Below are 23797 nucleotides of genomic sequence, written 5' to 3'. Positions count from 1 at the left end.
ATATGTCGAGAGGGACGTTGATTGGCATTCATCGCCATCTCCATTCCATATGACATAGCCATCATTTTTCTCTCCATTCACAACAAAACATGTGGTACAAGTGTAATATACTTTTTAAGAATTTTGTGTAATTACAGATCCACCATTAGCAACTTTGCCAGATCATTCTGCAATATCTCTTTGTTGTTTTCGAGGATACACCACCTGGTAAATAGTTGTCAAGCCAATCCGGGCTGATGTCAACATGTTTGGAGAAAGCATACAGTAAAATTGGTTGGCTATGTATGTTTATCACATACATATGGCTTTGCAGAGCTTGCTTATACTGCGGATTCTATGGTATACTGAATGGATATATATCCAAATAGGAATAATAAATTTCGAGATCGGTGTGCCGATCTCGAAAAGTTGATTTTGGGGGTGCCCCATCCTTCATTCATGACTCCCGCCTGCGGCGGGAGGTGGGGAAGAATTTAGCGGGACACCCCACACCCCGGCAGGATGGGCTTGCCGCCCCTCCTGCACCTCCCGCTTTCTCCCAACTTTATTTGTCAGAGGTGAGGGAGAGAATTTAGCGGGGACGGGCATGCCCCCAGCATGCCTGCCACCGCACCCCGGTAGGAGAGGCTCACCGCCCCACTCGCTTGATCGCGGGGCGCCTGCACCTCCCCGCTTTCTCCCAACTTTATTTGTTATTGGCATGCGGTGAGAGGTGAGCGGGGACTGTCATGCCCCAGGCAGGCGGGCATGACAGTTCCGTCCGCTTGAACGCGGGGGCACCTGCACTTCCTCGCGTTCAGGCAATTTTATTTGTATTGGAGGGGGTATTTTTGCAGGCAGGTGTAGGTTGCTCCGCTACGGGAGAGTTCGCTTTTCATGACATGGATATGTTTGACTGGATATGGGCCCGCCAGGATGGCATTGGGATTTTTCTGGGCGAGAATTTTTTGCAGCGTGGCCTGCTCGGTTGCGTTGAGAGGTGCCTTGCCACGGGCCAGCGTGAGATGAGGTGAGAAAGGACGCGTTTCTGTCTCAAAATCGCTTTGCTCAAGTTCTTGCTGCAACAGGCGATGCAGCCGTTTGAGGGAGCCCGAAACTTCTTCAATACCCATCCATAAAACTCGCGGCTGACGAGGTGAGCCGAAAATACCGGGCTGCGTTAAACTATAAGAAAACGGGGTGCAGAGTTGGCTCGCCTTTTGGGCTGCGGCAGAGGCACTGGCGAGCCGTTCATCATCTAGTTCGCCCAGAAATGCCAGCGTTAGATGGATACCTTGAGGATCAACCCAGCGCAGGGTAGGAAGCACAGGCGCCACCTGCTGTATAAAACCATTCAGGTGGCGCTGGATATTTGCATCCATTTCAAGGGCAATGAACGTTCTGGTCATGCTGCAAATAACATCCTATCCAATTCTTCGCCATCAATTGTTTCAACCTGGATCAGATGCTCAGAGATAAGCATGAGCTTCTCTTGTTTCTGGCGCAGTATTGTCAGGGCGGTTTCATAAGCCTGATCAATAAGGACCGAGACCTCTTTATCGATGCGAGCAGCCATCTCAGCACCCATCATAGTATTGCCTTCGGGGTCAGCTTTAAGAGCAACATTGCCAAGCGGAGACATACCAAACTCACATACCATACGACGAGCGATATTTGTAACATACTCGATATCCTGACTGGCTCCAGTCGTGATATCTCCAAAGATAATCTCTTCAGCCGCTCGACCACCCATGGCTCCAGCCATCTTCGAGAGCAATTCAGAGCGACGCATTAAATAGCGATCCTCTGCCGGTGATTGCACAGTAATACCCAGAGCCTTACCACGGGCAATGGCAGAGACTTTTTGCACGGGATCAGCATTAGGCATTGAACGCATAACAATAGCATGACCGACTTCATGGTAAGCGATGATCGCTTTTTCGGCTTCCGTAATCACACGGCTCTTGCGCTCAGGTCCAGCCATCACACGTAAGATAGCCTCATCCAGATCCAGCTTACTAATTTGTAGCTGTCCCTTGCGCGCTGCCAGCAATGCGGCCTCATTCAAGAGATTGGCCAGATCAGCACCAGAGAAGCCTGCGGTCTGACGAGCCAGCTCAACCAGTGTCACACCTGCTTCAAAAGGCTTATCAGCGGCGTGTACTTCAAGGATGGCCTGGCGACCACGAATGTCGGGATTGTCCAACATGACACGGCGATCAAAGCGTCCTGGACGCAACAAGGCGGGATCTAACACATCAGGACGGTTGGTAGCAGCAATCACCACAACATTGGCATGCTTATCAAAACCATCCATCTCAACCAGTAGCTGATTTAAGGTTTGTTCACGTTCGTCATTGCCACCGTTGCCAGAATTAGTACGCTGGCGACCAACGGCATCAATCTCATCAATAAACACGATACATGGTGAATGATCTTTAGCTTCTTTAAATAGATCGCGAACACGGGCAGCGCCAACGCCTACGAACATCTCAACAAATTCTGAACCACTCACACTATAGAAAGAGACGCCTGCCTCACCGGCTACAGCACGCGAGATCAGTGTCTTACCGGTACCGGGAGCACCGACGAGCAGGACACCCTTCGGTGTACGAGCACCCATCGCGGTAAAACGCTCAGGGCTTTTCAAAAACTCTACAATCTCTTGTAGCTCAGCTTTAGCTTCTTCAACCCCGGCAACATCTTTAAACAGAACCGAGGGACGAGACTCAGAAAAACGCCTGGCTTTCGAGCGAGCAAAAGGCATAGCCTGGCCACCAAGGCCATTACGCCGCATAAAGACGAATGTCAGGCCAACCACGAGCAAGACAAGTAGTAATCCTGCTACCCCCTGCAACCATTGACCACGTTGATTGTTGTCAATGTTGACTTCCACCCCATCACGCCGAAATATCTCAGTCACAGACTGACCATCTTCTTTAACTGCATGGTACTGTTGACCTGTTAAGCCGGTTGCATTGACATCATTTCCATTGAGAACAACCGATTTCAGATGGTGCTGATCAGCCATATCCAAAACGCTGCTAATCGGTCTCTCTTGTACTGTCGATCCACTTAACGAGACAGTAATAAATTTTGCTCCAACAATTCCCAGGAGGAGTACACCCACCACGATCAAAGCAATAGGAATACTGTAGCGGGCAACAAAGCTACGCTTGCGCGTTGTCTTGGGATTAGAGCTACGTGAATCTGACTTTGTTGTTTTTTGGTTTTCCTTTGGAGGCATTTCCATGCGCTAACATTAGACCCTTCTATATTTCTCCTGATGTACTGACTACCAAACCTGTATCAAGATGTCTCGCAGCATGTTTTTACTGCTCATGAAGATACTTGAGGCTAGTATAACGTATAAGAATTAGTTTAGCAAGATAAGTATATGCTTAGAAAGCTTAGAAAAATTATAATTAGTACCAGGGTATGAGCTGACACAAGGTATACTGAATGGCATTCAGACTATTTATTCTCGCTTTTTGTCAACTGAAAATGGTACTACACACGAGGTAGACCCAGCCTTTATTGCTAATGAAAAAAGTACCTTGTGCTTGTCGATAGCAGCCAGTCTCTACGTATTAAAGTTAGTATATTAGGAGATGAAACAAAGTACCATATCTGAGTAATTTTCATTTTTCAGGGTGGTGCAATAGAAGCTATTACCATATCTTACCCATGGACATGGTACAATAACATCCACTATAGAGAAGAAGAAACCGGCGTTATTGCTGAGATCGGGAGTATGATAGACTGAGAATCCTGCCCGGCAAAAGCGCTCTGCTCAGGATCTGTATTATCATTTGCTTTGCTAGAAGAGGAAACAGCGATGCAAGAACAAGCAAATGAACCAACCAGAACATCAAATATGCTATCAAAAATGATGGAGATTGGTTCTAAAGTTCAACCATTCAGCAAGGAGAGTCGAGACAAAGCCCCACGCATTCGTGACGCCAAAGTAGTACATAGCGTCTGCCCCTATTGCGCCGTCGGCTGTAGTCTCAACGTCTATGTCAAAGACGGAAAGGTAATTGATATCGAGGGCAACCCCGATAGCTTTATCAACCACGGCACACTCTGCCCTAAGGGTTCCGCCACCTTTCAATACACCATAAATCCAAGTCGGCTGACTAAAGTTCTCTATCGAGCTCCCTATAGTGACCACTGGGAAGTAAAATCTCAGGAATGGGCGATGGAGCAGATCGCGCAGCGTGTCAAGAAGGCGCGCGATGAATCATTTGTTGAGCGTCTCGAAGATGGTCGCGAGGTCAACCACACGCTGGCGATGGCATCATTAGGTGGTGCGACGCTAGACGTTGAAGAGAATTATGTCATCAAAAAACTCTTCAACGCTGGCCTTGGCATCCTATCCATCGAGAACCAGGCCCGTATATGACACAGTTCTACAGTGCCCGGTCTGGGTACAACGGTAGGACGTGGCGGTGCCACAACATTTCCACAGGATCTCGTTAATAGCGACTGTATCCTGATCATGGGCAGCAACATGGCAGAAGCCCATCCCGTTGCATTTGCCAACGTGGTAAAAGCCAAGGAGCGCGGAGCTAAAATCATTCATGTCGATCCGCATTTCTCGCGCACCTCGGCCCTGGCCAATCTTTATGTACCAACCCGTGCCGGGTCAGATATCGTGTTTTTAGGAGCAATCATTCGTTATCTGCTCGAAAACAACGCATACTTCCATGAATATGTAGTCAACTACACGAATGCAGCCATGCTGGTGCGGGAAGATTTTAAAGATACCGAGGAGCTGGATGGTCTTTTCTCAGGCTTTGATCACGAAACGAATACTTACACGGATCAGAGCAGTTGGGACTATCAGAGGGATGAGAATGACAAACCCCTGACAGATCCGACCTTGCAGCATCCACGCTGTGTTTTTCAAATTATGCGCCGACACTTCGCGCGCTACACGCCGGAGATGGTTGAGACTGAATGTGGAGTACCACAGGAACTCTGGCTCAAGGTAGCACAGACCCTGGCTGAGAATTCAGGGCGTGAGCGAACAGGGGCGTTGTGTTATGCCGTAGGCTGGACACAGCAATCCAAAGGCGTACAGATCATTCGTGCTGGCGCTATCATCCAGCTATTGCTTGGAAATATCGGGCGTCCGGGGGGAGGAGTACTGGCCCTACGCGGTCACGCTTCCATCCAGGGTTCAACCGATGTACCAACCCTATACGATCTGCTCGCAGGCTATATGCCGCAACCCGCTGAGATGCTCTCACCTAAACCGGAAGCGCAACATAGTCCCAACGCGACCACCTGGGGCGAGCGTAAAGACCAGCATGTCCATAAACGCACCCAGCAGACACTTGAGGAATACATTGGCACGGCAGGGATGAAACTTGGCTGGTGGTCGAATGTACCAGAGTATATCGTCAGTCTGCTCAAAGCCTGGTATGGAGATGCCGCAACTAAAGAGAATGATTGGGGCTACCACTGGCTGCCAAAGATAATTGGCGACCATTCCCATATCAACACCAGTTACGATATGCTCGACGGGAAGGTCAAAGGCTACTTCCTGCTGGGACAAAATCCTGCGGCGGGCAGCACAAACTCTCGCATGCAGCGCAAAGCCCTGGCACAACTGGACTGGATGGTAGTACGGGACCTCTACGAGGTAGAATCGGCCGCCTTCTGGTACAAGGGTCCAGAACATGGAGATCCCAGCCAGATCAAAACCGAAGTCTTCCTGATGCCAGCCGCGGCTTCAACGGAGAAAGAAGGCAGCTTTACCAATACCCAGCGTTTGATTCAATGGCGTGATAAAGCCGTCGATCCACCCGGTGATGCCCGTTCAGATCTGTGGTTCATCTATGATCTGGGGAAACGCCTCAAGGCGCTCTATGCTGATAGTACCGATCCCAAAGATCAACCAATCCAGGCCCTGACCTGGGATTATGAGCGCGCGGAGCCCGAGCCAGGTTCACGACTGCTGGATGAGCCAGATGCCGAACTGGTGCTGAAAGAGATCAATGGTTTCTATGTAAGCAAAAAAGATGATAGCGGTACGGTCAACACGTATGGCATTCATGATGCACCGCATGTACCGGCCTTCACAGCCCTCAAGTCGGATGGAAGCACGGCCTGTGGCTCATGGATCTATAGTGGCGTCTATCCAGAACCAGGAAAGAATCTGGCGGCATCGCGTATCAGTGATGGCTATATCAATTCCCAATGGGGCTTTGCCTGGCCGGCCAATCGGCGCATCCTTTACAACCGCGCCTCGGCAGATCCAGAAGGGAAGCCATGGTCTGAACGCAAGAAATACATCTGGTGGGACGAAGAAAAGAAAAAGTGGACAGGTAAGGACATTCCAGATTTTCCAGTAGACAAAGCACCGGACTACCAGCCTGCACCAGATGCCGTTGGAATGGATGCCATCTCAGGCATCGATCCATTCATCATGAAACCGGACGGTAAAGGTTGGCTCTATGCGCCACTCGGCTTAAAGGACGGGCCAATGCCCACCCACTACGAAGCCATCGAGTCACCAGTCCATAACGCCCTTTATACCCAACAGAGCAATCCGGCCGCCAAATATCACAAGGACCGCAAGGACAACCCATTGTCCCCGGTTGGCGATCCCAATTATCCGATTGTGATCACCACCTATCGACTGACAGAACACCATGTCAGTGGTCCAATGACGCGCTGGATGCCCTGGCTCAATACGCTACAGCCTTCGCTGTTCGCAGAGATCAGTCCAGAGCTGGCTGCTGAGAAGCAGATCAAACATGGCGAATGGATGGTGCTGTGTACACCACGAGGCGAGATCGAAGCACGAGCAATGGTAACCAGACGTATCCGGCCGCTACAGATTCGCGGCCGCATGGTGCACCAGATCGGGTTGCCTTTCCACTGGGGCTTCCAGGGCAAGAGTACCGGCAGTATCACCAACGATCTGACCCACTCTGTGCTTGAACCCAATGTGAGTATTGAAGAAGCGAAAGCTTTCACCTGTAATGTGCGTCCTGGACGCCTTTCATAACGAGAGGGAACACAGGAAATGATAGAAGAACGTGGGCGAGACAAAGTCTCGTCCATTTCCAGGGAGGCTAAGCAGTTACCACAACTGCTTAGCCTGCTCAAAAAAGAGCCTCCACTGCCCGAGCAGCCTGCCATGGGCTTTTTTACCGATACCAGTCTTTGCATTGGTTGTAAAGCCTGCGAGATAGCATGTAAGCAGTGGAACCAGTTGCCGGCCACCACGCCAGAGTGGACAGGCACCAGCTATGACAATACGCAACACTTAGGGGCCACTACCTGGCGCCATGTGCAATTTATTGAGCAGATTGAGCGTCGCAAGCCATCAACGGCAGGCACAACAATACCAGCATCAGGCACGAAGCGGCCCGAGTTGCCACTGCTCCAGCCAATGAATGCCGCAGCCCAGGATGTGATTCCCGCCACACCGCCGGGTACCGCCCTGCCATTTTTTAGCAGCGACCGCTGGCTGATGCATAGTGATGTTTGCAAACATTGTGCCAACGCTCCCTGTCAGGAAGCCTGTCCTACGGGCGCTATTATTCGAACCGAGTTTGATACCGTCTATGTGCAACAGGATATCTGCAACGGTTGTGGTTACTGTGTCGTCGCCTGCCCATTTGGGGTGATTGCCCGCGATACCGGGGGTGATGGACAGGCCCACAAATGTACCCTCTGCTATGATCGCTTAAAGGACGACATGAAGCCAGCGTGCGCCAAAGCCTGTCCCACAAACTCAATCCAATTTGGCGATGTGCAGACCCTGAAGCAACATGCTCGCGAGCGTGTAGGTGAATTGAAGGAACACGGAGTCGACAGCGCACGGCTCTATGGCGCCGACGATACCATTCTTGAAGGTGGCCTGAATTCATTCTTTTTATTGTTGGATGAACCAGAGGTCTACAACCTGCCCGCCAACCCATCCCGTCCCAGCACCCATGTACTTCCCACATCATTGGGAACCATTATCGCCGCGATCCTGATGGGCCTGATGAGTATCTTCTTCTTCAAAAAAGAATAGAACGAGGAGCACTATGGACAGTACACGTGCCTCCGAGAGGGAGGCGCTACGGATACCAGATCTAACTAATGGACAAGATCCGGTTAGCTATAAAACAATACAACAAGAGGGCCTGCTTGCGACCCTGGCACGCCTGACTACTGGTTACCGGCCTGATCCTGACCGGGAACTACAAGAAAAAACCTATTATGATTATCCAGCGCTTAAAGCACCGGTCTGGAGTTGGGAAATCATCTGGTACTTCTTCATGGGAGGACTGGCCGGTGGCTGCTATGTGCTGGCTACCATTGCATCACTCTTTGGTTCCAAAGAGGATAGGATTGTAGTGCGCGTCGGTTATTATGCTTCGCTCCTCGCGTTACTGCCATGTCCACCACTCTTGATTAAAGATCTGGGACGCCCCGAAAAATTCTTAAATATGCTGCGGGTCTTTAAATTCAAGTCACCCATGTCGATGGGCGTCTGGGGCCTGCTAAGTTTCTCATTATTTAGTGGTATCACCGCGGCAATCCAGGCAGCGCGAGATGGCATACTGGGAAACTGGTGGGGCGCGCGCCTCCTGGCACGCTTCCCCCAAAAGTTACTGGCCGTGCCCGGCAGCTTGTTCGCGGTCTTCCTTGGCGGCTATACTGGTGTGCTGCTTGCCTCAACCAGCATCGCCGTCTGGTCGCGCAGCAGAATGCTCGGGGCCCTATTCATCTCGTCAGCCTTTTCAACCAGCACGGCCTTGATTTCGTTTATACTGCGTATCATAGGTGCACCGGTCAAAACGTTGCATAAATTGGAGCGCATCGAATGGATGAATATGCTGATTGAAATGATAGCACTACTCGCCTACCTGCGCACATCGGGACGGGCCGCCAAAGCCCTGGTAGGAACCGCCCCACCGAGCAAGGCCCACCTTCTGGCGCGCCATGTTTGGTGGTGGATTAGTGCTGCCCTGGTTAGTACAAACCTTCCTGCTAACCCAAAAGCAGAAAGCCTCGACCCGGCGCAAAAAACGTGGCGGCATTGGCATGTTCGTTTCGATCCTGGTGCTAATTGGAGGCTACTTCCTGCGCCGCACCGTCGTCAAAGCCGGACATGTATCCAGTACGGATGCGCGCACTACACTATGGAACGCCAGGCATTAGTTAAGGCATCCAGGCACAAAGCCAAACACGATAAAGAGCGATAGAGTTAGATCAAAGGCCAGGACCAACATATAGGTCCTGGCCTTTGATCTAACTTTCTTCTAACTCTCTCGTACATGTTGATGCATCCAAAGTGGTGTTAACAAGCTACCCTTACATGCTAAGGAAAAGAGAGGGATATATGGAGGAGCCACGTACTACTCCCAATACAAATACACAGAATTCCGACAAAGCGACGCAGGTGACAGACAGGCTTGCTAATGAAGCCCCAAAGCACACCACAGCCAAGCTCGTTGCCGACAATTCAGGCGAGACGACCACACAGACAAATGGATCGGCGCCAGAGGCGTCTAAAGAGCCGGTAGAGGAGCGTTTACAGCTCGTCGTCGTCGAAGGCTTCCAGGTGGGGCGTGGCGCCGCGCGTATCGATCCCAGCGATATGGCACGCCTCGGCTGTCAATCAGGTGATATTATCATGATTGAAGGGGCTCGTACCACAGCTGCCAAGGTAGTTCCAAGCGCCATGGTCGACCGTGGGCAACAGGCAATCCAGATGGATAGCCAGGTACGCCAGAACAGTGCATCTGGACTGGGCGAGCATATTCGCGTCCACAAAGCCAAAGTCAGTACCGCCGAGAAAATCACCTTACTTCCCTTGAGTGGTGGCGCACCAATTCAGGAGAGCGACCTGCAATATATTGCCCGCTACCTGGTTGGACTCCCCGTAACGGTCGGCGACCTGTTGCGAGTTGGCACCCCGGGCACAGCACCACGGGAATTTTTGATCATTGGCACCAATCCAGCCACGCCAGCTTATACGCTGCAGAGCCGGAAAACTGGCGAATTACCAATTGTAGAGAACCATGGACAGGGAAGCGAAGTCGAAGCGGTTCTGGTACAGCCCGGCACCGTTGTGCGTGCGCAGGCTCGAGGTGCCAACAATGGTGCCCCCAAGCGCGTCGGCTACGAGGATATTGGTGGGCTGGGCAAAGAGCTACAACGCATTCGTGAAATGCTAGAGTTGCCGCTGAAATATCCAGCTGTCTTTGATCGCCTGGGCGTCGAACCCCCCAAAGGTGTCTTGCTCTATGGACCTCCGGGAACTGGTAAAACACTGATCGCGCGCGTGGTGGCAGCCGAAACCAAAGCCACATTTTTCATCATTAATGGTCCCGAAATCATCAATAAATTCTATGGTGAAAGCGAATCACGCCTACGTTCAGTCTTCCAGGAAGCCCAGCGCAAAGCACCCAGCGTCATCTTTATTGATGAGATAGATGCGCTGGCCCCTAAACGTGCAGAGACCGGTGGAGAAGTCGAACGCCGCATCGTGGGACAATTGCTAGCCTTGATGGACGGTCTGGAATCACGCGGCCAGGTGGTAATTATTGGTGCCACTAACCAGCCAAATGCCTTAGACCCGGCCATCCGCCGCCCTGGACGCTTCGATCGCGAGATCGCCCTGCGCGTTCCTGATATGCACGGCAGAATGGAAATCTTACAAATCCACAGCCATGATGCAGCCCTGGCCAATGACGTAGATATCCAGCGCCTGGCTCATCTCACCCCCGGCTTCGTCGGGGCCGACCTGGAATCGCTCTGCCGTGAAGCTGCGATGATCGCGCTCAGGCGAGTGCTCCCATACATCGATTACCAACGTGGCTACATTCCATACGAAACGCTCGTCAACCTGAATATCACAATGGCCGATTTTCAGGCAGCCCTGCGTGAAATCGAGCCTTCAACCACCCGTGAAGTCTATGTCGAGGTCAGCGATACTTCCTGGGACGATATCGGAGGTCTCGAATATACCAAAAACATGCTCACAGAGAGCGTAGAATGGCCATTACGCTATCCAGAAATTTATGCTAATGCCAAAGTCGAACCCCACGGGGCGTCATCCTCTCCGGCCCTCCAGGATCGGGTAAGACACTGATCGCACGAGCCCTGGCCAATCAATGCGAAGCCAGCTTCATCTCCATCAAGGGACCAGAGCTGCTCTCGAAATGGGTCGGTGAATCCGAGAAAGGGATCCGTGAAGTCTTCCGCCGCGCCAAACAGGCAGCGCCATGTATCATCTTTTTTGATGAATTGGATGCGCTGGCTCCCCGACGTGGTGGTGGTAACGATGGCAATGTTGGAGATCGCGTAATCGCGCAGTTACTCACCGAAATGGATGGTATCGAAGGGCGCGAAGGTGTGATTGTCCTGGCCGCCACCAATCGCCCGGATATGATAGATCCCGCCCTGCTACGTCCAGGACGCTTTGACCTGGGCGTTGAACTACAATATCCAGATGAAGAGGAGCGACGCGCCATCTTCGCGGTCCACCTGCGCGAGCGCCCGATCGCTCCTGAAGTGACCATCGAAGAACTAGCTCGCATCACCCCTGGACGCAGTGGTGCCGACATTGAAGCCATCTGTCGTCGAGCGGCCCTGTTCGCCTTACGAGAGTGGATCGCACCAAGGCTAAGTCTGGGACAGGTCTCAGTCACACCGGTCCTTGAGGCCCCTGACACAAACATGGGCACTATCGCTACCACACAGGAAACAACCGAGACAGCTGATGGCGCATCGGCCATTACAGCCGATGAAGGTCAAGTCAGCACGCCGCCCAAACGCTTTGTAATTCGTGCCGAGCATTTTGCCCGGGCCATCGACGAACAGCAGGCTCGCTACTCGATTCAAGAAGCGGCCGAAGAAGAGCGTGAACGGCAAGAAAAAGGCCGACAACGCCTGATTGACATGGCCGCCGACTACAATTCGAAAGAGAAACCGCCATTGAGTGGCTTCCGCCTATGGCTGGCACGCATCTTCGATTGGTTATATACTGACATCACGAATTACCGAAAAGAGTGGGGACGCTGACGCCCCCACTCTTTTTTCAGGTGTAGTAGCAAAATGTGCACGGCTGTGCACATTTTGCTACTACACCTGAATTTTTTTTGTACCTGCAGTGCTCAATATCGTTTATACACCACACAAGAAGGCTTCTTGAACGCCAAAGGCGCTCAAACGCAGGCGTGAAGATCGCGGAGATCATAAGAGTAAGACACACTCTAAATACATACAGTTAAACTGAAGCAAAAGCTGTATAAAAAAGCACAGGAATAAAAGGCACTGACAGATTTGTTGCAGCCTTTATTGTAATTATTGATTCTAAAAAAATCCCATATACACTTGCATATATGACATGAAAAACGTTATAACCGCATGTATACATAAAACTAAGTTCTTATGTAGGTACTATACACTTACAATATATAGGTGGCTATGCTATAATAAACAACGGAGAACATTACCAGTAAGCGAAGGGAGGGAACAGTGTTACCCATACATGACAACTCCTCTTCCGTCTCCCGTGAGCAAGTTACAGAGGCGTACCTGAAGGCCATTGGGTTGATTGATGAGCGAGTAGCTCCCTATTTAGGGAAAGCGACCACTCGTGTTCTCGTACAAAGTGCCGCCAAACGTATTCAAGACATTTATCCGTTTCTTAACTGCTTAGTCAACCGTCCTTATACAGATATTGTTCCGTCAGTCATCCATGAGCAACTTGGTGGCATTACTGCATGTGAACTCGCAGAGGGGCTTAACGCCTTATTAGATGAGTGCTTCGCAGGATTGCGTGAACTTACCGGTGATCTGATAGTTCCACCCCTTCATGACGAAGTAGCACATCAATTAAGGCATTTGCAGTAAGGGGGCCGCATGGAGAGCAGTGTACAATCCGAGTCACAAGCCGCAGATATCTCCTATCGCTCTCCGCATGGACCGAGCGCAGATCGTTTAAGCGCGCTTAAACGAGAGATGGAATATCTCAATACAATCGGAAAACAGTTTGTTGCTGCATTCGATCGTTTTCAAGTTCATCGTGCTCTACTGGCAGCCCTACAAGACCTCTACAGTTTTTCAGCCTGCTGTATTCTTCTGACAGGCGATCCATTCGACCTTTTTATTATTCCTTGTTATCCACTCAATGGGTCTTTTTTAGAAGCCATGATTCAGCGTATTGCCAGTGCTGCCAATGCGCTCAACTTTCCAACTGTTACTCCAGAACAGCTAGCACGCACGGCTTACTTTGACGCACCAGACGAGCTGGCGCAGCACCGTGACCAGGGAGAAATATCCAGTACCACCATTGGTTCTGGTCTAAATATACCTCTTACCGTTGAAAATCGCATTATCGGCATACTCAGTCTTTTTGACGAAAAACCCGGAACGTTTGATGCTGATCTGCTGCAACTGACCACCATGATCGCCGATTACGCGGCAGTGGCATTGGACAATGTACGCCTGCGCGAGCGCGAAAATGCTCTCTGGCGTGAGGCTGAACTAGAACGGATGCGCCTGGAATTAATTATTGGCAGTATGGCGGAAGGGCTATTGATTACTGATGCCAAAGGCGCCATTACTTCCCTTAATACCTCAGCGGAACAACTGCTGACTCAGGCTCAAACAGAGTTCACGCCCGGCGTGCCGCTACGCAAGCTGGCGGAGACCAGTAGCGTACCATGGCTTCCACGGCTGGCCGATATTATTCAGCAGGCACTCGATGGCCATACCGTCAAAAACCAGGAATTAGTAGCCGGGCAAGAAGATGCACGCGTCCCACTTACCCTCAATATTAGCGCAGCCCCCTTACACGATGCCAGCGAGTTCGCGACCCGACCAGTTGGTGTGGTCGCAGTTGTCAACGATGTTACATCGAGCAAACAGGTAGAAAAGCTAAAAGATGACTTTGTCTCAGTGGTCTCGCACGAATTGCGCACGCCCCTGACCGCCATTAAGGGATACACCCAGCACCTGGTGCGGCGCGTCGAACGACGGCTACACAAAATACGCGCAAGTACAGAAGAGGCCAATCCGAGTACCAGAAGACTGCGAAAAAACAAAGTAAACCAATGGAGTACAGAGAACAGGATGCAATCTGAACATCAAAGTCAAACGAGCACCTGGAACGCTGGTAACGATCTCTGACCTTTCACAGTACATGGGCAGATCACTCACTGGCACGTTTGATCTGCCAACCGTTCTGGCCGATCTTGTACGTTCAGTGCAGGCAAGCGCAGAACAACATAGTCTGATGCTTGAGACAACAGAGCCAGAAGCCAAAATAGTAGCGGATCAAGCCAGAATAGAACAGGTCATTGGCAACATCCTTGATAACGCGGTCAAATATTCACCGCATGGAGGGCAGGTCATTGTACGCCTGCACAGACAGGGGCCAATTATCACATCAGCGTAAAAGATCAGGGAATAGGGGTGAACCCCGAGCATTTTGATCACATTTTTGAGCGCTTCTATCGTATTCATAATACCGCCAGCCAGCATTATGCAGGGATCGGACTGGGGCTCTATGTGGCCCGGGCAATTATTGATCGCCACGGTGGACATATCTGGTTGGAGAATAACCAGGGAACTGGCTGCACTTTCCACGTAATCTTGCCCATCGTTCCACCGCCAGATCAACCATCAGAGGCTGCGCCCAGGAGCGATGCAGTTCTAGAGTGAAAGAATCTGCAATAACTCAGCTGGATTTGAGCCAAAATGGGTGCGCAAATAAGAATGGCCAAAAGAAGTAAAGTGAATCTTCGACCAGTTCGCACGCAAGAACTGCATAGTGCGCAAAATACGCGCGTCGCCCCATAAAGGATAACGTAAGTCTCGTAGTGCACTTATCAGGTCCGCGGTACTGGTGATCAAAACGCCACAAGCGATCATAAAAACCTTGACCAACTGATGGCCAGGGAAGGTTATGGGGCTTAAAGAGGTAAAAAGTCCGATTGCCAGTACACAACCAGATACAATCGCAGGCACCAGCACATCAAGCCAGATAGAGATAATTGATGGTTCGCGTAGAGCCATCAATGTGAGCCCAAATGGGCCGACAGCCCAGCCTATCAAAGGCTCATGGCGCCAGAGCAACACTATTACATGGGTTAATTCACAGAGGATAATCCAGAGCACCAGGAATATTACTAATCCCAAAACGTTAGTAATATGGATACTATCTAAAAAACCTGGCATGCAAAATTCCTCCACAGCAGCAACTGTCTTCCAGAGAACACCTTCTATTACTCTTTATTATAAAGCAACAATTCACCATCACGCAATTGGACAGCCAAAATAGACTTCCATCAATGTTTTTCAAGTTAAAAAGGAATGGAGCGAAGGATTAACGCCAGCCGCCCTCGCCGATGAGAGGGACAAAAACACAGCGCCCCAGCGACTGTGTGTGCGTGCCCCACTGTGTTCTCTGAACTATTTGCAGTTCTTGCTGAGATTGATCACCGACGGGTACGACCAGTAACCCACCCATGTTTAATTGCTCCACCAATTGAGCAGGGACACGAGGGCGGCAGCCGTGACCAGGATACGATCGTAGGGGGCATGTTCAGCCCAACCAATAGAGCCATCGCCAATCAGGAGCGACACATTGGCACAGCCAAGACGCTCCAGACGCAGAGCAGCCTGATCGGATAACTGTGGATAGCGCTCTACACTGTAGACATAGCGAGATAGCTGAGAAAGAATCGAGGTCTGATAGCCAGAGCCGGTTCCAATCTCTAATACATTTTCGGTGCCGGTGAGTTGAAGGGCCTGCGTCATCAAGGCCACCATCAAGGGTTGAGAAATTGTTTGTCCCAACACCAGAGGCAAAGCCTGATTGGCATAGGCCATAGGCTGAAAGGAAGAATCAATGAAGAGCTCACGAGGCACCATAGCAATGGCCTGCAGCACCCGTTCATTGCGTATACCGTTTTGTTGCAACTCTGATATCAATTGTTGACGCTGAATAGAAAAATCTTCTGACATATGTATCCAATGGGTATCTATTGATTTTGTAAAAACTTATAAATTTGTGGAACTAATTAACAACTACAACAGGGGAAAGATCGTAATAGCATTGAGATGTGGGAATATGTTCTCAGGAGAATAGGGTGGGCGCTACTGGTATCGAACCAGTGACCTCTTCCGTGTGAAGGAAGCGCTCTACCACTGAGCTAAGCGCCCTATTTGCTGACGGGGATAACTATAGCATTAGTACATCAGATTGTCAAGTAATTTGATCACAAATTTTCGCCTCCTATTTCTTTGATCAGGTAGACTATTTAGCGTCTCTCATTGTAGAAGAGAATTTCCATTCTCATTAGCAACAGAAGGAGACAAGTCATGGGATTTATCATACTATTCATAGTACTGGCATTAATTGTACTCTTCTTTATACTTCCAGGTTTCCGCGTTGTACAGCAATATGAGCGCGGCGTCATCTTTATCCTGGGAGCACTCAAAGGGGCAAAGGGGCCAGGTGTCTTCTGGGTACCTCCAATGATTACCCGGATGGTCAAGGTTGACCTGCGTATTGTCACCATGCAGGTGCCACCTCAGGAAATTATTACACGCGATAACATCACGATCCGTGTAACAGCCGTCGTATATTTCCATGTCGTTAACCCCGAAGCCTCTGTCACCAATGTCGTAAACTTCATTGATGCCACCATGCAGATCGGCCAGACCACCCTGCGTAACGTGCTGGGCCAGTCCGACATGGATGAGCTACTGGCGCACCGGGATCGTATCAACCAGAACCTGCAAACCATCATCGATGAGTACACCGAGCGCTGGGGCGTTAAGGTGACAGCGGTTGAAGTAAAAGACATCGAGCTACCCGCCAGCATGCAGCGTGCCATGGCCAAGCAGGCAGAGGCAGAGCGCGAGAAACGCGCCAAGATTATCCATGCCGAAGGTGAGTTACAGGCCTCGACCCAACTGGCACAGGCAGCCAGCGTCATTGGCTCACAGCCCAGCGCATTGCAATTGCGCTATCTACAGACGCTCACAGAGATCGCCGTTGAGAAAAACTCAACGATCATCTTCCCACTGCCAATGGATATCATCGAGCCATTACTCAAATCCCTGCCCAAAGCAGCCGAGGAGAATCATGAGCGGCCATCGGTGCGTCCAGTCGTGGAACAGCCAACGCGTCCGGCACCGATCAATGCCTATGTAGATCAAACAGCAAACCGCCCGCTGACAATGAAAAAAGACTGAGTATAGCTCTGCGGCAGCATCCATGTCTTTACAACCAGGCAGAAAAAACCGCGTATATGATCTTTAAAGTGGGTGGGGTGATGCACCCCACCCGGTTGAAAGGAAAAACGAATGAAAAAATTGGTGGCAAAATGGGTTGTGAGCGTGGTCGTGTTGCCCGCGATTGTGATGGTCTTACAAAAGCGCATCTTCCAACAAATCGATAAACATCTATAAAACCATGAGCCTTTACCATGAGCAGTGGTTCCGCCATATGGTATACTGAGGGACGTAGTCACAATATACGTTCTTCAGGAGATACCATATGGACGAAAAGACCTTAAGCTCCACGGCGGAACCAGCTAAGAACACAGCATCTCAGAATACATCAGTGCAAGCAACTGCGGCCTCAGCGGAGAGAGCGAGCAGCGAACACCGACAGGCCTATGGTACAGCGAAGACTGAAAACTTACGCGACTCAGGGATCTGGCGCGTTTTACTCCCAGCTGTTGTAATCATCTCTTGCGCAGCATTGCTGATTATTCCTCTGATAATTTTAATCCCATTACTTTATAATTCCATTCATGCCTTGAGCACCAATGACGTCAAAGAGTCACAACTGATCTGGGTATGGATCACAATGATTGTAGTGGAATTAGGTCTATTTTTTCTGATTTCGCGCGGCATCATCAAAGTTTTTCTGACCCAGGCCGGAAATTACCGTAGCTAACGCCGGCACATATAAGAATATTTAAGCGGGACTTTGCCTGTAAGCAAAGTCCTTTTTTTATCCTTTCAAAGGATAAGTTATTAATAGCTGCTAATTCAGGTTCTCACAGCTGTCCTCAAGTCTATTTGCAGATAAGATAGAAGTCCCGCACAAACACACCAACATAGCAATATCCGGCTAATCGACACAGTAGTCCAAAATGTGGGCAAAAAATATCTTGACAATTATGCCACTGCCAAGTACACTCATTAGCAGTTGGTAGACGTTCCTTTGTCGGTATATAGTAGATATGGGATCGCAAATTTTTCCTGGAGGTGGGTTCTATGAAAAGTACACAGATACTTGCAGAACATTGTGAGCGAAATGCTAGAACTCATCCGGCCACTAACAAGAATGCGTAATCGATGCAGATAGCAGTTGTGGCTCGTGTTAATCCGAGCGTCATTTTTTCTCACCCTCAGCATTCCTCACGCTGTAGAAACATTCCTCACGATGATAAAGAAGATACTTCATTGATAGAGAAAGTGTATGTTGCACCCAGTGGTTGTATTCTTCAAAACTGAAGCATTCCATCCAATACATAGCCAGCATTATTTTTGCTGTGCAGGAGAACTAACAGGTGTTTAGTCCATTATTTATGCATGCGTTGTCGCATAATAAATACCACCTCAAAGGAGAGGAGGTGATAGCATGAGAGGAAAATTACGCGATAAAAACTCTACAAATAAGCGCGACACGTTCCGTCGTGGCGCTGAAGGTGAGATCCGTCGCCCATACAAGCGTGATACACGCACAGCACACTGGATCGATCAGCAAGTAGAGGATAATGACGATAATTACGAAGAAGATGAAGAGCTTGAAGAAGAGACAGAAGAAGTAGAGCTCAATCCGATCATGAAGGTCACAGCAAAAAAGTAAAACAGGCATGGTGAGATAAGACAGGGATACAATCATAATCATATCCCTATCCTATCTCACCAACAAAAAATGGCGCGGGAAAAGTCCAGATAGCGTTATTTAGATAACAAGGAGAAAAGCGTTTTTGGCAACACAAATTCATACTCTTCTCCTAACTGTTCCATGACCTGTGCGACCAGTGAAGGAGTCATTTTCCAGGCAATCAGGTACACGCTCAAAAAGAGTGGACGCCGACGAAACAATAGAGATGAGAGACGGATAAGCCTGACAGTACGCTCAACACTATCAGTAAAACCAAGATGGTGATAAATAGCCAGCTCGCCCACTTGCTTCCAGCGCGCAATCTTCCCCGTAAAACCGGCCCCGCTTAAAATATTTTTCACCCCGTAGGGAACCAGTTCATGGGCCAACAGATGCTCCAGACGAGCTTCAGAGAGCTGCATCCCCTTTAAACTCAGCGCAGCCACCAATGGCAGTCCTGTACGGTAGACAGGATCGACATCCAGCACATCCAGCGTGGTCATCTCCAACGCCTGCATTAAGGCGCCAGTCTGCTGGAAGAATGGCTTGAGGAGATGTTTGGGCCAACAAGAGGGATAGATATAGCCCAGGCCACTCGGGCCAGCGATCAACTCATCATACGCTGTCGCCGTACTGGTATAGTAAGCGGCCAGAGCTGGTGCTGCCTCAGGAAGCAAGGGAGGGAATGTCCATCCCAGCGGCAAGGTACCACGCGCAGGATCATTCCAGATCGTTCTGAGGCGATGCTGACAATACTGCAGATTATCCCCATCGCTCATAGTAAAGGCCACATAGATCTTCTTACGCGGCCGATGAGGCCTGAGCTTTGTCGGAGGCAACGCGGGCATAGGCATGACTGGACAAGCCATCCATACTTCCAGGTTCAGCACATAATCAGAGGCCACCACAGCCATCCCGACGGCAGAAGCCATGGCGACAGCGCTCTGCTCATGAATCACCCACCCCATGTGCACAGATCCAGGTGCATAGAAAGCCAGCAGTTGTTGCAGCAGGCTGCGCTCAGAGAGTTTATCGCCCGCCGCTGGCAGGTATTTGCGCGAATCCAGCCAGTAGACAAAAGAACGCGTCGCCACCACGAAAGAGCGCAAGCCACAAAAAGCCCCTGGATCTAAACCCGCCAGTAGATGGACCGAGCATTGCGGCTGCAGATGTTGCCGGGCCCATTGATAAGCCTGTAAGCGTGTCTGCCATGCGTAGCGGCGCAGATCGTCCAGCACAGGCAATGGAGAGTCCGCTAGTAATGCTTCAGCCACTGCAGGCGAGACAATGATAGCATCCTGCAAGCCAGCCATGGTCGTAGCGATATTAATAGTATCAGGCAGGGCTGGATTATAAATAACCAGACCTTTGAAGTCGGATAGATGCATGTTCAACAGCTCAATGAGAGCGGCAGAGCCATATGACGCCGCCCAATCTTGAGGGATACGCGCAAAAATTTGCTCTAGCCAGAAAGCATCATCATCGCTGGTGATTAAATAGACCTGCACCTGCGCGCGATTGACGATGCCAGCCGCAACAGTAGCAGTAATCAGTTCATCACGAGATGCGCCGCGTAAATCATAAATAGTAAGCTGAACGGGCGCCTGAAACGCTGGCAGAAAACGCTTATCGAACCATTGTAATCCAGAGCTATTGCTGTTCATTGCTACCCTCCATTTTTATGCTACCTTCCAGCCTGACTGACGCCCTCAATACCTGTTTTTTTGGTACCGACAAATCACAAAAAAAGCGGGCGAGCGTGCTTCTCATCGCTAGCTTTTCAATTAAAGCTTGACCTTCCCGTGAAACGAAGGTATGCTACAATATACAAGCAAACTAGCGTATGCAAACCGGTCACTTTAATCCAAACAGACCCGCAGTCCTGTAGTAATTTTCTGCTGCTCACAGTCGAGTTTATCCAGAAAGGACGCCTGGCATGTCGAATAAAATGTTTGCCCCCGAACTTTTCCGGCCACCAATGGATTTCCCAGACATCCCTTACGACCACCTTCTCCGCAAAGCCGCCGAAAATAATCCTGATCGTCCCGCCATTATCTACCATGATCTCAACTTCACCTATCGAGAAACAGTTTCTATGGTAAATGGGATCGCTAATGGTTTGTACGAATTAGGGCTCCGTAAGGGCGACCATATTTGTCTGTATATCACCAATCGACCAGAATATATCATCACATTTATTGCTGCCGCCTCCATTGGTGTGGTGGTAAGCCCGATGAATCCCTCTTATAAAGAGCGTGAAATTAGCTATCAATTATCTGATTCAGAAGCCAAAGCTATTCTCGTGCAAAGTGAACTGGTACCAACGCTAAATCTGGCGCTCAGCCAGAAAGAATTCCCTCATCTGCAACATATTATTGTGACCGGGGCGCGCAAACCCGAATCACTGCCCAATGCCATTCTATTTGCCCAATTATTACGTCAATCATCCCCCAAAAAACCACCCCATGTCGATATCACGGGTGATGATCTACTGGCCTTACCTTATTCATCGGGCACCACAGGGCTCCCCAAGGGAACCATGTTGACCCATCGCAATCTGGTAAGTAATAACCTCCAATTTATAACCGCTCTCAGTATCAATCTATCAGACGTCGCCCTGCTCTTTCTACCGTTCTATCACATCTATGGCGTTATGCTCACCGGTAGCTTTCTGGCTTGTGGCGGGACCCAGGTGATCATGGAGCGTTTCGATCTGCTGAAATCGTTGGAACTATGTGAAAAGCACAAGGTAACCTACTACTTTGCCGTCCCCCCTATCATCCTGGGACTGGCCAATGCGCCAATAGATCTCAGCAAAATGAAGTCGGTGCAATACATCTTCTCCGGTGCCGCCCCCCTTCCAACTGATCCGGCCCGGCGACTGCAGGAAAAGATACCGGGGAGAGTGGTCCAGGGCTATGGGTTGACAGAGGCCTCACCTTTGACACATTCACAGCCACGCGATCCCGAATTGATACGGCTAGGCAGTATCGGCCTCCCGGTACATAATACCGAATGCAAGATTGTGGATATCGAGGACGGAACACGCGAGCTGCCGCAGGGCGAGCAGGGAGAACTACTGATACGTGGTCCACAGGTCATGCAAGGTTACTGGCACGCCCCCGAGGAGTCGGCGCGCGCGCTACAAGATGGGTGGCTGCATACCGGTGATGTGGCTTATGTAGATGAGGATGGTTACACCTATATAGTGGACCGCAAAAAGGAAATGATCAAATACCACGGTTTTGGTGTCGCGCCCGCGGAGATCGAGGCCTTGCTGCTTGAGCATCCAGCCATTGTTGATACAGCGGTTATTGGTGTGCCCGATGATGAAGCGGGAGAATTGATCAAGGGTATTGTGGTAAAGAGAGCCGATACGGCAATAACCGAGGAAGAGCTCCTGGCATTTGCCAATGGGAAACTGGCTGGCTACAAACGTATCCATCTGATCGAGTTTATAGATGTCATTCCCAAGACCGCATCCGGTAAGATTCTGCGCCGAGAACTGCAGGAGCGTGAAAAGGCGCGCTTGCGTGGACAGTAAATCAAAATAGATGCGGACGTGCGCTGACGCGCCCAAACTCATTTTATAGCATCGGAATAGCAAAAAAATGAGCAAAGTTCCCGAAAAGCATGTAATACACGCTAACACAAAAAGAAGGATATCAAATTGATATCCTTCTTTTTGTGTTAGCGTGCTTGCCAGGAGAGAGCTTACAGTCCCCCTACAAACAGGCCACGTGCCATGATTTCACCTGCCAGCGAACAGACCACAACCAGATAGAGCATGCCAGTAGCCGACTGGAAAGAGCGATCGCGAATCAGTTTCCAGGCCAGGCCACCCAGCACGAGAGGCATGATATAGCCGACCAGCACGCGAATCCAACTGATAGCATCCGGACTCAGGGGAGCCACCACAGGGGCGCCTTCCGGCTTGACCTGATTAGAAGGGACGGGAGTCGCCTGCGCGGTCACTGCAGGTGTGCTAGTATGTGTCTTATTAGCATAGGTTGAGGCCGGCCCACTAATGGCAAAGAAGATTACCTGTGCCGCAACGGCAACCAGCACCAGGGTAGTTGAAAACTGTAAAGGCCGCTCAGACAGCGCAGGAGTCACCAGATACCAGTGTCCAAGCCACATAGCTGTCATTACACCACCCAGGGCAAAAGCGGCCGCAAAGAAGCCCGCAACGGTAAAGAAACCACCTAAGCTCCCGGTGGCCAGAGGACGATAGATCATCGCCATAACAAAAAGTGTAACCAGACCCGCCAGCACAGTGGCAACTCCACTGAGTAGGCGCAAGACACGAACAGGGGTATTTTTGCGCGAAGCATCAAGCACAACCTCGCCCTCTTTAGCGCCCCCCTTCTCCTGTACACCTGCAGTTTTATCCATCAAGAGAAATAAACTATAAGGAATGAGCAAGAGGAAGAAAAGTAATAATGGAAGGGACTGATAACCAGTCCAGGCCTTATCAAGTTGAGGATAGGTATTGAGTAGTTCTGGAGTCGAAAAGCTCTGCTGAAACCAATAGGTTAAACCAGCCAGGACAAGATAAATCAGAGCATATGAGACCAGAAAACCACGCTTGACCTCGTTACGCCAATCTAGAAAAACCAGAACGCTTACGGCGCCAATTGAGACCTCGGTCATGACAATGAAGAGAACTAACGGTAACGTTTGTAGCATGATATCTTTTTATCCTTTGAGTGCGTCAATCAGTGTCTGGGACATGAAATCTTCCACGACCATTCAGATTATAGCGCTGTCGATAGCTATCGACAACGTCTTATGAGGGCCTAAAATAGCCTGGGGCTCTTTTGTGTAGCTACTTTGTTGGCCCTGTCCAAATGGATAAGAACAGGACTATTGCCTGCAATCATGGCCATATTTTATCTACCATAGGTGGTAAGGCCGCACGCGGGTGGAGGGTGTGGAGTGTGT

16 protein-coding genes, 1 tRNA gene and 2 pseudogenes are annotated in these 23797 nt (G+C 50.1%); 12 read left to right on the top strand and 7 right to left on the bottom strand.

The genetic code is table 11. The annotated features are described in order from the left end of the window. Positions 1-806: 806 nt before the first annotated feature. The gene (gene thpR, locus EL645_RS19880; RefSeq protein ID WP_126552118.1) at positions 807-1388 is read right to left on the bottom strand and encodes an RNA 2',3'-cyclic phosphodiesterase; all 582 of its coding nucleotides are present in this window, start codon (positions 1386-1388) and stop codon (positions 807-809) included. Next, on the bottom strand, positions 1385-3232 hold the full coding sequence (ftsH, locus tag EL645_RS19875; RefSeq protein ID WP_126552117.1) for an ATP-dependent zinc metalloprotease FtsH: 1848 nt from the start codon (positions 3230-3232) through the stop codon (positions 1385-1387). Before ftsH ends, thpR begins: the two co-directional genes overlap by 4 nt. Before the next feature lie 624 nt (positions 3233-3856). Here ftsH and fdnG point away from each other — a divergent pair. The 8 genes and pseudogenes from fdnG (at position 3857) to EL645_RS45565 (ending at position 14664) form a co-directional block, all read left to right on the top strand. After that, positions 3857-7000 (top strand): formate dehydrogenase-N subunit alpha, encoded by a 3144-nt coding sequence (fdnG, locus tag EL645_RS19870; RefSeq protein ID WP_126554284.1) that lies wholly within the window; start codon positions 3857-3859, stop codon positions 6998-7000. An 18-nt stretch (positions 7001-7018) separates the two neighbouring features. Further along, complete coding sequence (locus tag EL645_RS19865) at positions 7019-8017, top strand: 4Fe-4S dicluster domain-containing protein (RefSeq protein ID WP_218031929.1); 999 nt, start codon at positions 7019-7021, stop codon at positions 8015-8017. Positions 8018-8030: 13 nt separating this feature from the next. Next, positions 8031-9194 carry an NrfD/PsrC family molybdoenzyme membrane anchor subunit gene (nrfD, locus tag EL645_RS19860; protein ID WP_126552116.1) on the top strand — a complete coding sequence of 388 codons (1164 nt, stop codon included), beginning with the start codon at positions 8031-8033 and terminating at the stop codon, positions 9192-9194. Between the two features lie 137 nt (positions 9195-9331). Then, positions 9332-11086: an AAA family ATPase gene (locus EL645_RS19855; protein ID WP_218031928.1), complete on the top strand. Its 1755-nt coding sequence runs from the start codon at positions 9332-9334 to the stop codon at positions 11084-11086. Next, positions 11050-12018 carry an ATP-binding protein gene (locus EL645_RS41170; protein ID WP_218032057.1) on the top strand — a complete coding sequence of 323 codons (969 nt, stop codon included), beginning with the start codon at positions 11050-11052 and terminating at the stop codon, positions 12016-12018. Before EL645_RS19855 ends, EL645_RS41170 begins: the two co-directional genes overlap by 37 nt. 456 nt (positions 12019-12474) lie before the next feature. Then, positions 12475-12852, top strand: a complete 378-nt coding sequence (locus tag EL645_RS19850; protein WP_126552115.1) for a hypothetical protein — start codon at positions 12475-12477, stop codon at positions 12850-12852. Positions 12853-12861: 9 nt separating this feature from the next. After that, positions 12862-14130 (top strand): histidine kinase dimerization/phospho-acceptor domain-containing protein, encoded by a 1269-nt coding sequence (locus EL645_RS19845; protein WP_126552114.1) that lies wholly within the window; start codon positions 12862-12864, stop codon positions 14128-14130. Between the two features lie 13 nt (positions 14131-14143). After that, positions 14144-14664: pseudogene (locus tag EL645_RS45565) on the top strand (sensor histidine kinase). On the opposite strand, the gene EL645_RS19830 reads toward EL645_RS45565, so the two are convergent. From EL645_RS19830 to EL645_RS19820, 3 genes and pseudogenes are all read right to left on the bottom strand, one after another. Next, the gene (locus tag EL645_RS19830; RefSeq protein ID WP_126552111.1) at positions 14656-15180 is read right to left on the bottom strand and encodes a hypothetical protein; all 525 of its coding nucleotides are present in this window, start codon (positions 15178-15180) and stop codon (positions 14656-14658) included. The pseudogene EL645_RS45565 and the gene EL645_RS19830 overlap by 9 nt on opposite strands. Before the next feature lie 148 nt (positions 15181-15328). Continuing rightward, a pseudogene (locus EL645_RS19825) lies at positions 15329-15969 on the bottom strand (protein-L-isoaspartate(D-aspartate) O-methyltransferase). A 126-nt stretch (positions 15970-16095) separates the two neighbouring features. Further along, positions 16096-16167 (bottom strand) — tRNA-Val (locus EL645_RS19820). A 159-nt stretch (positions 16168-16326) separates the two neighbouring features. Here EL645_RS19820 and EL645_RS19815 point away from each other — a divergent pair. From EL645_RS19815 to EL645_RS19805, 3 genes are all read left to right on the top strand, one after another. Next, the gene (locus tag EL645_RS19815; RefSeq protein ID WP_126552110.1) at positions 16327-17205 is read left to right on the top strand and encodes a slipin family protein; all 879 of its coding nucleotides are present in this window, start codon (positions 16327-16329) and stop codon (positions 17203-17205) included. Positions 17206-17509: 304 nt separating this feature from the next. Beyond that, positions 17510-17914, top strand: a complete 405-nt coding sequence (locus tag EL645_RS19810) for a hypothetical protein (protein ID WP_126552109.1) — start codon at positions 17510-17512, stop codon at positions 17912-17914. Between the two features lie 690 nt (positions 17915-18604). Then, positions 18605-18832 carry a hypothetical protein gene (locus tag EL645_RS19805; protein ID WP_126552108.1) on the top strand — a complete coding sequence of 76 codons (228 nt, stop codon included), beginning with the start codon at positions 18605-18607 and terminating at the stop codon, positions 18830-18832. 95 nt (positions 18833-18927) lie between these two features. Here EL645_RS19805 and EL645_RS19800 read toward each other — a convergent pair whose 3' ends face one another. Further along, positions 18928-20517 carry a GxGYxYP domain-containing protein gene (locus EL645_RS19800; RefSeq protein WP_126552107.1) on the bottom strand — a complete coding sequence of 530 codons (1590 nt, stop codon included), beginning with the start codon at positions 20515-20517 and terminating at the stop codon, positions 18928-18930. Positions 20518-20789: 272 nt separating this feature from the next. Between EL645_RS19800 and EL645_RS19795 the strand changes: the two genes are divergently transcribed. Further along, positions 20790-22397 carry a class I adenylate-forming enzyme family protein gene (locus EL645_RS19795; RefSeq protein ID WP_126552106.1) on the top strand — a complete coding sequence of 536 codons (1608 nt, stop codon included), beginning with the start codon at positions 20790-20792 and terminating at the stop codon, positions 22395-22397. Positions 22398-22567: 170 nt separating this feature from the next. Here the strand turns inward: EL645_RS19795 and EL645_RS19790 are convergent, their stop codons facing one another. Then, the gene (locus EL645_RS19790; RefSeq protein WP_126552105.1) at positions 22568-23542 is read right to left on the bottom strand and encodes a hypothetical protein; all 975 of its coding nucleotides are present in this window, start codon (positions 23540-23542) and stop codon (positions 22568-22570) included. Between the last annotated feature and the right edge of the window lie 255 nt (positions 23543-23797).

Origin of the sequence: Dictyobacter kobayashii (assembly GCF_003967555.1) — a bacterium.
GTDB lineage: Bacteria > Chloroflexota > Ktedonobacteria > Ktedonobacterales > Ktedonobacteraceae > Dictyobacter > Dictyobacter kobayashii.
Note: the sequence above shows the minus strand (reverse complement) of the source record. Positions and strands in the feature narration are given on the sequence as shown.